The sequence below is a fragment of the Verminephrobacter eiseniae EF01-2 genome (assembly GCF_000015565.1).
GTDB lineage: Bacteria > Pseudomonadota > Gammaproteobacteria > Burkholderiales > Burkholderiaceae_C > Acidovorax > Acidovorax eiseniae.
On the sequence record NC_008786.1, the window covers coordinates 4808067 to 4820659 of the forward strand.

General features: G+C 66.1%; 10 protein-coding genes and 2 tRNA genes. 8 read left to right on the forward strand and 4 right to left on the reverse strand.

Annotation, left to right across the window (positions count from 1 at the left end; all coding sequences use genetic code 11):
* Positions 1-552 carry a 2-C-methyl-D-erythritol 2,4-cyclodiphosphate synthase gene (gene ispF, locus VEIS_RS21085; protein WP_011812050.1) on the forward strand — a complete coding sequence of 184 codons (552 nt, stop codon included), beginning with the start codon at positions 1-3 and terminating at the stop codon, positions 550-552.
* On the opposite strand, the gene VEIS_RS21090 is transcribed toward ispF, so the two are convergent.
* From VEIS_RS21090 to VEIS_RS21100, 3 genes are all read right to left on the reverse strand, one after another.
* Positions 513-2024 (reverse strand): ATP-binding protein, encoded by a 1512-nt coding sequence (locus VEIS_RS21090; RefSeq protein WP_083758764.1) that lies wholly within the window; start codon positions 2022-2024, stop codon positions 513-515. The two genes, ispF and VEIS_RS21090, sit on opposite strands and share 40 nt — an antisense overlap.
* A 24-nt stretch (positions 2025-2048) precedes the next feature.
* On the reverse strand, positions 2049-2780 hold the full coding sequence (gene ompR, locus VEIS_RS21095; RefSeq protein WP_011812052.1) for an osmolarity response regulator transcription factor OmpR: 732 nt from the start codon (positions 2778-2780) through the stop codon (positions 2049-2051).
* A gap of 709 nt (positions 2781-3489) precedes the next feature.
* On the reverse strand, positions 3490-4260 hold the full coding sequence (locus VEIS_RS21100; RefSeq protein ID WP_011812053.1) for a 3-hydroxybutyrate dehydrogenase: 771 nt from the start codon (positions 4258-4260) through the stop codon (positions 3490-3492).
* A 103-nt stretch (positions 4261-4363) separates the two neighbouring features.
* On the opposite strand from VEIS_RS21100, the gene VEIS_RS21105 reads away from it, so the two are divergent.
* From VEIS_RS21105 to VEIS_RS21120, 4 genes are all read left to right on the forward strand, one after another.
* A complete protein-coding gene (locus VEIS_RS21105; protein ID WP_041950249.1) occupies positions 4364-5338 on the forward strand; it encodes an alpha/beta fold hydrolase in 975 nt (324 codons plus the stop codon).
* Positions 5335-7545 carry a RelA/SpoT family protein gene (locus VEIS_RS21110; protein ID WP_011812055.1) on the forward strand — a complete coding sequence of 737 codons (2211 nt, stop codon included), beginning with the start codon at positions 5335-5337 and terminating at the stop codon, positions 7543-7545. Before VEIS_RS21105 ends, VEIS_RS21110 begins: the two co-directional genes overlap by 4 nt.
* Before the next feature lie 84 nt (positions 7546-7629).
* A tRNA-Val gene (locus VEIS_RS21115) sits at positions 7630-7706 on the forward strand.
* Positions 7707-8331: 625 nt separating this feature from the next.
* Positions 8332-9258, forward strand: coding sequence for a MurR/RpiR family transcriptional regulator (locus tag VEIS_RS21120; RefSeq protein ID WP_049773989.1), 927 nt, complete (start codon positions 8332-8334; stop codon positions 9256-9258).
* An 87-nt stretch (positions 9259-9345) separates the two neighbouring features.
* On the opposite strand, the gene hpnC is transcribed toward VEIS_RS21120, so the two are convergent.
* Entirely contained in the window at positions 9346-10197 is an 852-nt protein-coding gene (gene hpnC, locus VEIS_RS21125; RefSeq protein WP_049774102.1) for a squalene synthase HpnC, read from the reverse strand.
* Between the two features lie 179 nt (positions 10198-10376).
* Between hpnC and VEIS_RS21130 the strand changes: the two genes are divergently transcribed.
* From VEIS_RS21130 to clpP, 3 genes are all read left to right on the forward strand, one after another.
* A tRNA-Leu gene (locus VEIS_RS21130) sits at positions 10377-10463 on the forward strand.
* 65 nt (positions 10464-10528) lie between these two features.
* Positions 10529-11851 (forward strand): trigger factor, encoded by a 1323-nt coding sequence (gene tig, locus VEIS_RS21135; RefSeq protein WP_011812059.1) that lies wholly within the window; start codon positions 10529-10531, stop codon positions 11849-11851.
* A gap of 51 nt (positions 11852-11902) precedes the next feature.
* Positions 11903-12511: an ATP-dependent Clp endopeptidase proteolytic subunit ClpP gene (clpP, locus tag VEIS_RS21140; RefSeq protein ID WP_011812060.1), complete on the forward strand. Its 609-nt coding sequence runs from the start codon at positions 11903-11905 to the stop codon at positions 12509-12511.
* The last annotated feature ends 82 nt before the right edge of the window (positions 12512-12593 follow it).

Genomic DNA, 12593 nt, shown 5'->3' on the forward strand with positions numbered 1-12593 from the left:
ATGAATCTCAGAATCGGCGAAGGTTGGGATGTGCACGCCCTGGTGCCCGGCCGCAGGTTGGTCATCGGCGGCGTGGAGTTGGAGCACCCGATGGGGTTGGGGTTGCTCGGCCACTCGGATGCCGATGTGCTGCTGCATGCGATCACCGATGCGCTGCTGGGCGCCGCCGCGTTGGGCGATATCGGCCGCCATTTCCCCGACACCGATGCCGCGTTTCGGGCTGCGGATTCGCGCCTGCTGCTGGCCGAGGCGGCGCGGCGCGTGCGCGCTGCCGGCTACGAGATCGGCAACATCGACAGCACCGTGGTGGCGCAGGCGCCGCGCCTGGCGGCGCATATTCCGGCGATGCGCCTGGCCATCGCCCGCGCGCTGGGCGTGGATCAGGGCCAGGTCAACGTGAAGGCCAAGACGGCCGAGGGCTTGGGGCCGGTGGGGCAGAATCTGGCGATCGAGGCGCGGGCCGTGGCACTGATCTGCGCCACGCCGGGGGCCGGCGCAATCGGGCCGGCGGCTCAGCGCGTGTCGAGCGCCTGGTCGGGCTCGGGCGCCTGAAGCGGCGGCAGTTGGCGCTTGATCGCAGGCCGCAGCAGGCGCTGCTTGAGGCCCGTCGCCTTGGGCGGCACGATGGCGCGCTGCAATCGCAAAAGGACCACCAGGCCGCCGGCGCTGTCGTTGGCATTGGTCAACGACAGAACGCCGCCCATGCGCTGCATGGTCTTGTCGACGATCGATAGCCCCAGGCCCGCGCCGGTGGCCGATGTGCGCGCCATGTCGCCGCGAAAGAACGGCTTGATCAGGTAAGACAGTTGCTCGGGCGGCACCCCTGCGCCATGGTCGCGCAGTTTGACCAGCACCTGGTCCTCGCTGCTTTTGGCCTCGATGTCCACGCTGGCGATGCCGGTGTCTGGCGTCTTGCCATAGCGCCTGGCGTTCTCCAGCAGGTTGGAGATCACGCGCGCGAGTTCCACTTCGTCGACCAGCACGTTCAGGTCTTCGGGCACCGACAGCGTGATTTGCAACTCGTGGTGCTCCTGCACGGCGTAGACGCACGATGACACCACGGCATGCAGGTTGATCGGCTCCAGCGTCACATGGTCGGGCCGGGCGTAGTCCAGGAATTTGTCGATGGTGGCGTCGAGCTGCACGATGTCGGCCACCATATGCTCGCGCGCCACCTCGTCGGCGACGCTCATTTCGGTTTCCAGCCGCAGCCGCGCCAGCGGCGTGCGCAGGTCGTGCGAAATGCCGGCCAGCATCACGGCCCGGTCTTGTTCGAGTTTGGCCAGCTTTTGGGCCATGCGGTTGAAGCCGATGTTGACCTCGCGGATCTCGCTGGCCGCCACTTCTTCGTCCAGATGGCTGGCGGCAAAGTCGCCGTCCTTGACCCGGTTGGCGGCGTATGACAGTTGTTTCAGCGGCCGGTTGACCAGCCGCGCAATCGCGGCGGCCCCGGTCAGCGACAGTGCTGTCGCCATGATCAGCCAGACCAGCCAGGTGCCGCCATCGGTCGGACTGAAGCGCGAGCGCTCCATCAGCAGCCAGTTGGGGGCGCCATTGATGTCGAATCCGACCCACAGCCCGTCTTCGCCGTTGACGCTCTGGGCGACGATGGTGTCAGGCCCGAGGCGCTGCGTCAGTTCCTCGGTCAGGCGATGGCCCAGCGCTGTCGGGTCGAGCAGCGCATATTTGTCCCTGGGCTCGCGCGGCAGGATGCGCACGCTCTCTTGGTCGACCATGGTTTTCATCAGCGACACGCGCGTTATCGCGTCCGCATGCACCAGCGCCGCCCGACTCAGGTTGACCAGCGAAGCGATCTGCTGCGCGGTTTGCAGCGTGCGCGGCTCGAACTCCAGCGCGCGCAGCGTCTGCAACCAGGCCAGGATGCTGCCCACCAGCAGCACGGCCAGCAGGAAGAAGGTGCGCCAAAAAAGGCTCTTGCCCAGGCGCGTGCATTGCTCGCGCGCCCGGCGCAGGGCCGTCAGCGGCACCCACCAGCCTTTGCCCATGTGTATGTCCATGTGCATGTCCATGTGCATGGGCATGCGCGATCAATTGGTTCCGTCCGGCACGAACACGTAGCCCACACCCCACACGGTCTGTATATAGCGCGGCGCGGCGGCGTCTGCCTCGACCATCTTGCGCAGGCGCGAGACCTGCACGTCGAGGCTGCGGTCGAACGGCTCGAACTCGCGGCCACGCGCCAGCAAGGCCAGCTTTTCGCGCGACAGCGGCTGGCGCGGGTGGCGCACCAGGGCCTTGAGCATCGCGAATTCGCCGGTGGTCAGGACCAGTTCCTCGCCATTGCGCTGCAGCGCGCGGGTGCCCAGGTCGAAGACGAAGGGGCCGAAGGTGACCACCTCGTTGTCCCCGGAGGGCGCGCCCGGCGCTTCCTGCGCCGGCCGGCGGCGCAGCACCGCGTGGATGCGCGCGAGCAACTCGCGCGGGTTGAAGGGCTTGCCCAGGTAGTCGTCGGCCCCCACCTCCAGGCCGACGATGCGATCGACATCCTCGCCCTTGGCGGTGAGCATGATGATCGGCGTGCGGTCATTGGCCGCGCGCAGACGGCGGCAGATCGATAGGCCGTCTTCGCCGGGCATCATCAGGTCGAGCACGATGATGTCCACCGTTTCGCGCAGCAACAGGCGGTTGAGCGCCTTGCCGTCCTCGGCGGCCATGACATCGAAGCCCTCCTGCGTCAGGTATCGGTGCAGCAGATCACGAATGCGGGCATCGTCATCTACCACCAGCACTTTGTCGGTGCGATTGGTTGTTGTGGTCATCTGTCAATCCTTGGTCGAATTTGTAAGCCGATTCTGACCACTTTGAAAACCGAAATTCCGGTTTCGTCGCGCAACCTGACCAACTGTTACAAGCTTTGCACCAGCTTGCCACGGCGAGGGTCGGCGCTTGAATGTTGTATCCCGGGCGCGCACGCGCTCACCCGATTTCGCTGCAAAGACGGCCGCCGGGCGCAGGAGGCATACGCTCCATCAGCTATCAAAAATGGCAGCGCCATCCGGATTCAAGTGTTTCAAACGTCTGAAACACGGGCCGCCCCGTTGGGGCAGGGCCGGATTTTGTTGTCGCTCAGCGGCGGCTGTCAAGGCGCGGGCAATCCCGGTCTGACCGTGGGGTTTGCCAGGACAGACCACGCCGGTAGCCGGACGGCGACACGAACCACCGGGGTTTCCGGGGAACGGCAGGGCCGATATGAACACGCCACGGGCCGGGCGAGCGGAATCCGGTCGGCCATGGGCCTTGGCACACCCCATCCGGGTACCCGGGGAAACAGTAACCCGCTGTTGTCATCCCGTGGCGGCGCGTCGGGCAGCGCCACGGGAGCGCCTCATTCAGACTTGTTTCGGCTGGCCTGCCGCTGCGCGCTCTTGCGCCAGGCGCTCCTTGAACTTTCGGACACCGACCCCGCCTATCGCGATGCCGTCGCCGGGCATCTCGTGGATCGACACGATTTCTCCCTTTGAACCGAAGTCACTGCGCAGCCCAGCCGCCGTCCATGTTCCAGGCCACGCCGCGCACGTTGTTGGCGGCGGGGGAACACAGGAACAGGGCCAACTCGCCCAGTTCTTCGGGCGTGGTGAACTGCATCGAGGGCTCTTTCTCGCGCAGCAGCTGTTGCTTGGCTTGTTCGTTCGACAGGCCATGCTGCACGGCCTTGGCGTCCACCTGCTGCTGCACCAGCGGCGTCAGCACCCAGCCGGGGCAGATGGCGTTGCAGGTGACGCCGGTGGTGGCGTTCTCCAGCGCGATGACCTTGGTCAGGCCCACCAGGCCATGCTTGGCGGCCACATAGGCCGATTTGCCGGCCGAGCCGACCAGGCCATGCACCGATGCCAGGTTGATGATGCGGCCCCAGTTGGCGCTTCTCATCGCCGGCAGCGCCAGGCGGGCGGTGTGAAAGGCGCTCGTGAGGTTGATGGCGATCACCGCATCCCAGCGCGCGGGCGGAAAATCCTGCACATCGTCCACATGCTGTATGCCGGCGTTGTTCACCAGGATGTCGACGCGCCCGAACTGCGCGGCGCTGTACTTCATCAGGTCTTCGATGTCGGCCATGCGGCCCATGTCGGCGCCGTGGTAGGCCACCTGAACGCCGATGGCCAGCAGTTCGGCGCGCGCGCCGTCGATGTCGCCAAAGCCGTTGAGCACGATGTTCGCGCCCTGGCGCGCCAGGGCCTTGGCCAGGCCCAGGCCAATGCCACTGGTGGAGCCGGTGACGAGGGCGGTTTTGCCTTGTAGCATGGGATTTCCTCCGAATGAATTACGATGCAATTACGATGCAATTAACGATGCACCTGCCGCCCATTATTCCAGCGCCAGCGCGCTCTTGCCGGATGCTACACCCATGATCGAACCCAGGCTCCATCGCGTACTGTGCCCCGGCCCTGCGTCGCCGGCCACCCCGGCCACATCCGGCACCGATGCGCCCGCCCCGGCAGGCATGCACCGCATGGCCTATTGGGAGTGGCGCGGGTGGGGAGCGTGGAATGACACCGGCCACCCGGCCCATTCCCGGGTGGTGGTGTGCGTGCATGGCCTGGCGCGCCAGGGGCGGGATTTCGACAGCCTGGCCCGCGCCCTCAGCCCGCATGCGCGCGTGATTTGCCCCGACGTGGCCGGGCGCGGCCAAAGCGACTGGCTGGCCGACCCGATGGCCTACCAGATCCCGCAGTACGCCAGCGACATGCTGGCCCTGCTGGCGCAACTGCAGCAAAGCGGCCCGATCAGCACGCTGGACTGGGTGGGCACCAGCATGGGGGGGCTGATCGGCCTGGTCATCGCCGGCCAGCCGGGGCTGCCGTTGCCGGTGCCGGTGCGCCGACTGGTGCTCAACGATGTAGGCCCGGTGATTCAGTGGCAGGCATTGCAGCGCATTGCACAGTACCTGGGCCGGTGGGGGCAGTTCGATTCGTTGCAGCAGGCCGCCGACGCGCTGTGGAGCGTTTCCAGCAGTTTCGGGCCGCACACGCCCGCGCAGTGGCTGGAGCTGTCGCGCGCCATGGTGCGGCCCCTGCCGCAAGGCGGGTTGGCACTGCACTACGACCCGGCGATTGCCGTGCCATTCAGGTCCGCGTACTCCACGCCAGAGTCTGTCACTGCGGGCGAGGCCGCCCTGTGGCGCTTGTACGATCAGATCACGGCCCGCACGCTGCTGCTGCGCGGCGTGCAGTCCGACCTGCTCGCGCCAGCGACGGCGCAGGCGATGGCCGGGCGCGGACCCCGGGCGCATGTCGTCGAGTTCGAAGGCGTGGGGCATGCCCCCATGCTGATGGCGGCCGATCAACTCGCCGCCGTCACGCAGTTCCTGCTGGCGCAATGAAAATCCACCCGCCAACCCAGCCCCCAGCCCTGTCCGACGCTGCGGCGCAGCTCATCGCCGCCACCGCACCACACCCGTTGCCCGAGCCAGCGCATGCGCTGGCGCACGCGCGCGCCTTTGCCGAGCCGCTGCTGGCCGGCGCAAGCCTGGACTCCGGCGAGAACACCTTGGCCCACGCCGACGCCGTGGCCGCCATCCTCAAAGGCATTGGCGGCTCCGAGGCGATGCAGGCCGCCAGCTACCTGGTGCAAGCCTGCATCCACCTGAACAAACCCGAAGAACTGATCACCAAGACCTTTGGCGCCAACTTTGCCACGCTGGCGCTGGAGACCACCCAACTCATGCGCGTGCAGCGGCAAGCGCGCGCGGCGCAGCCGGTCGACGACCCTGCGCTACAGACCGAGAACGTGCGCAAGATGCTGCTGGCCTTCTCGCGCGACCTGCGCGTGGTGCTGCTGCACCTGGCCTCGCGCTTGCAGACGCTGCGCTTTCATGCGGCCAGCAAACGCCCCGTCTCACCCGGCCTGGTGCGCGAATCGCTGCAGGTATTTGCGCCGCTGGCCAACCGCCTGGGCATCTGGCAGATGAAATGGGAGTTGGAAGACCTGTGCCTGCGCTTTCTCGAACCCGATGTCTACAAGCAGGTGGCCCGCCTGCTCGACGAAAAGCGCGGCGAACGCGAACTGTGCATAGAGCAGTTGCGCGCCCGGCTCGAAGCCGAGTTGCGCGCGCGCAGCATCAGCGCCAGCGTGCAGGGGCGCCCCAAGCATATCTACAGCATCGTCAGAAAGATGCGCGGCAAGGCGCTGAACTTCGACCAGGTGTTCGACATCCGCGCGCTGCGCGTGGTGGTGCCCACGGTCAAGGACTGCTACGCCGCGCTGAGTTGGGTGCACCAGCAGTTCAAGCCCATCGAGCAAGAATTCGACGACTACATCGCCCGGCCCAAGCCCAACGGCTATCAGTCGCTGCACACCGTCGTGCGCGACGACAACGGCAAGCCGATCGAGATCCAGCTCCGCACCCAGGCCATGCACCGACATGCCGAGCATGGCATGGCCGCGCACTGGGTCTACAAGGAGGCCGGCAGCAAAGGTTACGCCGGCGTGTCTGCCAGCAGCGCCTATGACGCCAAGATTGCCGTGCTGCGCCAACTGCTGGCCTGGGAGCGTGACCTGTCAGGCGCCCTGCCCCAGCGGGCCCTGTTCGAAGACCGCATCTACGTGCTGACGCCCGATGCCGCCGTGGTGGAACTGCCCCAGGGCGCGACGCCGGTCGACTTTGCCTATGCCGTGCACACCAGCGTCGGGCACCGCTGCCGGGGCGCGCGCGTGGACGGCGCCATCGTGCCGCTGAACACGGCGTTGCAAAACGGGCAGACGGTGGAGATCTCCACCGTCAAGGAAGGCCGCCCCTCGCGCGACTGGCTCAACGCCGAGTTGGGCTACCTGGTCAGCTACCGCGCCAAGGCCAAGGTGCGCGCCTGGTTCAACGCCCAGGCCACGCACGAAACCATGGCCCGGGGCCGCGAAGCGGTAGAAAAACTGTTGCAGCGTGAGGGCAAGACCGCCCTCAAGCTCGACGACCTGGCCGCACAGTTGGGCTTCAAATCGGCCGACGCGCTGTTCGAGGTGGTGGGCAAGGACGAGTTCTCGCTGCGCAGCATCGAGGCCGTGCTGCGCCCGCCCGAACCCGCCCCGCCACCGAGCACGCAGTTGCTGCACAAAAAGACGCGCAGCCACGACCCGCCGCGCAAAGACGGCGTGCTGGTGGTGGGCATCGAATCGCTGCTGACCGAACTGGCCAAATGCTGCCGCCCCGCGCCGCCCGACGCCATCGTCGGCTTCGTCACACGCGGCAAGGGGGTCAGCGTGCACCGCGCCGATTGCAGCAACCTGCGCGAGATGGCCGCGCGCAGCATCGAGCGCGTGATCGATGTCGAGTGGGGCCAGCCCCGGCCAGCCGTATCGGCCGCCGTCTACCCGGTCAACGTCGCGGTGCAGGCCGCCGACCGCCAGGGCCTGCTGCGCGACATCTCGGAAGTCTTCGCGCGCGAAAAGACCAATGTGATCGGCGTGCAGACCCGCTCGGTCAAAGGCACGGCATGGATGACCTTTACCGTGGAGGTCACCGACGCCATCCGCCTGAACAAGGTGCTGGGCATCGTGGCCGACGTGCCGGGCGTGCGCTCGGCGCGCCGCCCCTGAGACCGCCGCAGCCGATGGGCGGCCTTGGAGAGTGGTGATCACAGCCCGATTTTGCTGGCTATAATCGCCGGCCAGACAAACGACAGGCGCGTAGCTCAGCTGGTTAGAGCACCACCTTGACATGGTGGGGGTCGTTGGTTCGAGTCCAATCGCGCCTACCAATGAAATCAACGGGTTACAGCGCTGTCGCTGTAACCCGTTTTTCGTTTTCCGCCCCGAAGGGTCCACCGCTCGCGGGCTTTCGTTGGACGTTATGGCGCCTCTGCGGTGCAGGCGTTCCGCACCGACGGCGCCATCGCCAAATCGCAGGCGACCGTGACGGAATACGGCCATGTTCGCGCGTATTTCTACGCGCTTACTGACCGACAGACGCCTCTCGTTTCCTGGGGTCCAGCGCCGGCAACGACCTGACGGCGACTCGGCCGGTCAACGACCCGCGCTGTCGGGTACGCGACAACGGCGCGGCTGCGATCAGGTGCTCGAATCGTTCCCACGGCCATCGATGCGCAAGTACGCCGACGCCTGACATTTCGGGGCGGAGCAGAGCGCCGGGGACGGCGTGCACCAGCCGGCACTGCCTGTTGCTTGCATTCCGGCGTATCACGCGCCCTGCTTGTCGTCTTCGTCATTTCCGTTCGTGGATGAACGGCGTGCGCGGTTTTTCGGCAGGGGCATCGACCACCAGGGTCATGGGCCGCATGGGTCTTCGTGGCATCATTGGCCATCGGGCAGACACATGCGATTACGGCCCGGAGCATTTTGCAATCATCCACTGCGCGCGTTGCGATGAATCCACCCCATACACCACCCGCATCCGTCGAGCAGTTCCTGCAATGCATCTCGCAGGAATACGAGGGCCTGAGCAAACAGCTCAAGGCTATCTCGCGCCATGTCGAGGCCCACCGCGACCACCTGGGGCTGCAGGGCATACAGTCGGTGGCCGAGCAATGCGGTGTGCAGCCGTCGGCGATGGTGCGCTTTGCCAAGCATTTCGGTTTTTCGGGTTTTTCGGAGATGCAGCGGCTGTTTCGCGAAGGGCTGGCCGAGCAGATCGCGCCGGGGCGCGCTTACAACCTGCGCTTGCGCGACGTGATCGAGGCTGGCTCGACCAGCCTGCAGTCGCCGCAGATCGCCGATGAGTTCATCAAAGGCAGCATCGCCGGGATGCAGCAGTTGCGCCAGGAGTTGGACCAGCAGGCCTTCGCCCGCGCCGTGGAACTGCTGGCGGACACGCAGGCGATCTGGATCGCCGGCTCGCGCCGCTCTTTTCCGGTGGCGGTGTACCTGGACTACGCCTTGCAGCACACCGAAAAGCGCATCGGCCTGCTCAATGCGCTGGGCAGCATGCAGCAGGGGCAGATACGCTCGGTGCGCGCCGGCGATGTGCTGATCGCGATCTCGTTCAACCCCTACGCCGAAGAAACCCTGCAGGTGGCGCAGCAGGCCACGCAGCGCGGCGCGCGGGTGATCGCCATCACCGACAGCCGCATGGGCCCGCTGGCGCGCACGGCCGAGGCGACGCTGATCGTGCAAGACAGCGCCACCTTCGGTTTTCGCGCCCTCACGGCCACCATGGGTCTGGCGCAAAGCCTGTTCGTTGCGCTGGCCTACCGGCTGGAAATTTCCTCCCAGCCCACCAGCACCGGGCGCCACAGAGGCGCGCTCAGGGCCGTCGCACAGTTGCCGCCGTTGCTCAAGGCGGCCAATTCATGAGCTGACGCGCGTGTGCAGCGCGCCGTTGCCGGTGCTGCCGGTGCTGCCGGTGCTGTTCGCTCCGGTTGTTGCTCGTTGCTCGTTTTTTCACATCACCAACGCGCGGCCGATCATGCCCCACCAGTCCCGGGCATGCAGCCGGGGGCGAATGCGCAGGTTGCGGCCCTGGAGCGCGTCGAGCTTGTCGAGAATGCGCAGGCCGCCTTGCACGACCAGGCGCAGTTCCCAGCCTGCGCGGCCGGGCAGGCGGTGCACCAGCGGGGCGCCGCCGTGCATGCAGGCGCGGGCCCAGTCGATGCAGTCAGCGATCAGGCGGGCGCTCTGCGGGGTGCCATGCAGCGCCAGTAGCTGCGCCGGGCTGACGCCATGCGCGGCGCAATCGGCGCGCGGCAGGTAGTAGCGCCCGCGCGGGATGTCCAGGCTCAGGTCTTGCCAGAAGTTGGTCAGTTGCAAGGCGGTGCAGATGGCGTCGCTTTCTTGCAGCGACCGGGCGTCCGTCACGCGATACAGGTGCAATAACAGGCGGCCCACGGGGTTGGCGGAGCGGCGGCAATAGTCCAGCAGTTCGGCGCGGTCGGCATAGCCTGCGCCATCCCGGGTTTTCTCCACATCTTGGACAAAGGCGCTCAGCAGGTCGGCCAGCAGCGGCAGCGGCAAATGCCGGCTGCGCAGCCAGGCGCGCAGCGGCACGAACACCCCGGGCCATCGGGGCGAGGGCGGCAGATCCCGCGCAATGGCCTGCAGGTCGGCCTGGTAGGCGGCCAAGTCCGCCAGACGGCTGGCAGCGGGGGCGTCGCCCTCGTCGGCGATGTCGTCGGCGGTGCGCGCAAAGGCATAGATGGCGGCAATCGGCTGGCGCAACGGCGCCGGGCAGAGCAGCGACGCCACCGGGAAATTCTCGTAATGCGTCACCGGCGCGGCCGTGGCGGCGCCGGGCATGGAATCGAAGCGTTGGTTCACCGCCCGGATTGTCGCCGGACAAGGGGGTAGCGGCCGCATCACGGCATGGGCCTGCATGACTTCGGGCCTGCCCGCATCACAGGGTAAAATCGCGGGCTTGGCCGATTTCACGCAGGCGGCAGTTCAGTCGGCCGCCTGTGGGCAGGGCTGCAAGATCTGCGCGGGTGGCGAAATTGGTAGACGCACCAGGTTTAGGTCCTGACGCCAGCAATGGTGTGGGGGTTCGAGTCCCCCCCCGCGCACCATCCATGCGAGACTTTGCGCAGCCGGCACGGTCCACATTCATACAGAGTCATACAGAGGAAGAGCCATGGCCGTTACTGTTGAAACCCTTGACAAGCTCGAGCGCAAGATGACGCTGAGCCTGCCCGTCACCCTGATCCAGTCCGAAGTCGACATGCGCCTGCGGCGCATGGCACGCACGGTCAAGATGGATGGCTTTCGTCCGGGCAAGGTGCCGATGGCCGTGGTCGCCCGGCGCTATGGCGACGCGGTGCAGTACGAAGTGCTCACCAACAAGGTCGGCGAAGCCTTTACCGTGGCGGCCAACGAGGCCAATCTGCGCGTCGCCGGCCGGCCGCGCATCACCGAGACGCAAGGCACTGCCGAAGGCCATGTCACGTTTGACGCCATCTTCGAGGTGTTCCCTGAAGTCAGGATTGCCGATCTGGCCAATGTCGAAATCGAAAAGCTGTCTACCGAAGTGACCGAAGCCTCCATCGACAAGACGCTGCAGGGGCTGCGCAAGCAGCGCCGCAGCTTTGCGCAGCGCGCCCATGATGCGCCGGCGCAAGATGGCGACGGCGTGACGGTCGACTTCGAGGGCAAGATCGATGGCGAGCCGTTTGCCAATGGCAAGGCGGAGAACTTCCGTTTCGTGATCGGCGAAGGCCCGATGCCCAAGGAATTCGAGGACGCCGTGCGCGGCATGAAGTCGGGCGAGAGCAAGACCTTTCCGCTGGCATTCCCGACCCAATACCATGGCCAGGAGGTGGCCGGCAAGACGGCGGACTTCCTGGTGACGGTCAAGAAGATCGAATCCGCCCACCTGCCCGAAGTGGGCGAGGCCCTGGCCAGGTCGCTCGGTAGCGCCGACGGTTCCATCGAGGGCCTGCGCGCTGACATCAGGAAGACCCTGGAGCGCGAAATCAGATCCCACCTGCGCGCGCGCAACAGGCGGGCCGTAATGAACGCCCTGCTCGCCAACGCCGATCTGGAACTGCCCAAGGCCAGCGTGCAGGACGAAATCGCCCGCCTGAAGGCCAACGCCTACGCCGACCTCAAGCAAAGAGGCGTCAAGGACCCCGAAAGGCTCGAGATTCCCGAAGACAAGGTGCGGCCCACGGCCGAGCGCAATGTGCGCCTGCGACTGATCTTTTCGGAAATGGTGCGCGCCCATGGACTGCGGGCCAAGCCCGAGCAGGTCAGGGCCTATGTCGAGGAATTGGCGGCCAGCTACGAAAAGCCCGCCGAGATGGTGCGCGGGTACTACGGCGACCGTCGGCGGATGCTCGAAATCGAATCCTCCGTGAGCGAGGACAACGTGACCGAATTCGTTTTCGCCCGGGCCAAAGTGGTCGCAAGGACCATCTCGGTCGACGAGTTGCTCAATCCAAAGGATCCAAAGGACTGACGCCACGGACCGGTTTCTGACTACAGGCATCTGCCCGACGGGAGAAAAGACATGAATGCATTGGAAACACAGGGCCTGGGGATGATCCCCATGGTCATCGAGCAGTCGGGCCGTGGCGAGCGGTCCTACGACATCTACTCGCGCCTGCTCAAGGAGCGCGTGATTTTTCTGGTCGGACCGGTCAATGACCAGACCGCCAACCTGGTGGTGGCGCAGTTGCTGTTTCTCGAAAGCGAGAACCCGGACAAGGACATCTCGTTTTACATCAACTCCCCGGGCGGCTCGGTGAGCGCGGGCATGGCGATCTTCGACACCATGAATTTCATCAAGCCCGATGTCTCGACCCTGTGCACCGGCATGGCGGCCAGCATGGGCGCCTTCCTGCTGGCGGCCGGGGCCAAGGGCAAGCGTTTTGCACTGCCCAACTCCAAGGTCATGATCCACCAGCCCCTGGGCGGCATGCAGGGCCAGGCGACCGAGATCGAGATCCACGCGCGCGAAATCCTCAAGACCCGCGAGCAGCTCAACAAGATACTGGCCGAGCGCACCGGCCAGCCGCTGGAGAAGATCCAGCGCGACACCGAGCGCGACTATTTCCTGTCGGCCGACGAGTCGCGGGAATACGGTCTGGTCGATCAGGTGATCCACCGACGATCCTGACGCCCGCCGGGTCACGGCGGCATTGTCCTGTTGGGCAGGGCGCCACTGTCATTTGGTTATCATCCCGACCACTTTCCGTCAC

Bases quoted from the DNA above. Each gene is read 5' to 3' on its own strand.
- ispF (WP_011812050.1), top strand. From the start codon at position 1: ATGAATCTCAGAATCGGCGAAGGTTGGGATGTGCACGCCCTGGTGCCC.
- VEIS_RS21090 (WP_083758764.1), bottom strand. From the start codon at position 2,024: ATGCACATGGACATACACATGGGCAAAGGCTGGTGGGTGCCGCTGACG.
- ompR (WP_011812052.1), bottom strand. From the start codon at position 2,780: ATGACCACAACAACCAATCGCACCGACAAAGTGCTGGTGGTAGATGAC.
- VEIS_RS21100 (WP_011812053.1), bottom strand. From the start codon at position 4,260: ATGCTACAAGGCAAAACCGCCCTCGTCACCGGCTCCACCAGTGGCATT.
- VEIS_RS21105 (WP_041950249.1), top strand. From the start codon at position 4,364: ATGATCGAACCCAGGCTCCATCGCGTACTGTGCCCCGGCCCTGCGTCG.
- VEIS_RS21110 (WP_011812055.1), top strand. From the start codon at position 5,335: ATGAAAATCCACCCGCCAACCCAGCCCCCAGCCCTGTCCGACGCTGCG.
- VEIS_RS21120 (WP_049773989.1), top strand. From the start codon at position 8,332: ATGAATCCACCCCATACACCACCCGCATCCGTCGAGCAGTTCCTGCAA.
- hpnC (WP_049774102.1), bottom strand. From the start codon at position 10,197: ATGCCCGGCGCCGCCACGGCCGCGCCGGTGACGCATTACGAGAATTTC.
- tig (WP_011812059.1), top strand. From the start codon at position 10,529: ATGGCCGTTACTGTTGAAACCCTTGACAAGCTCGAGCGCAAGATGACG.
- clpP (WP_011812060.1), top strand. From the start codon at position 11,903: ATGAATGCATTGGAAACACAGGGCCTGGGGATGATCCCCATGGTCATC.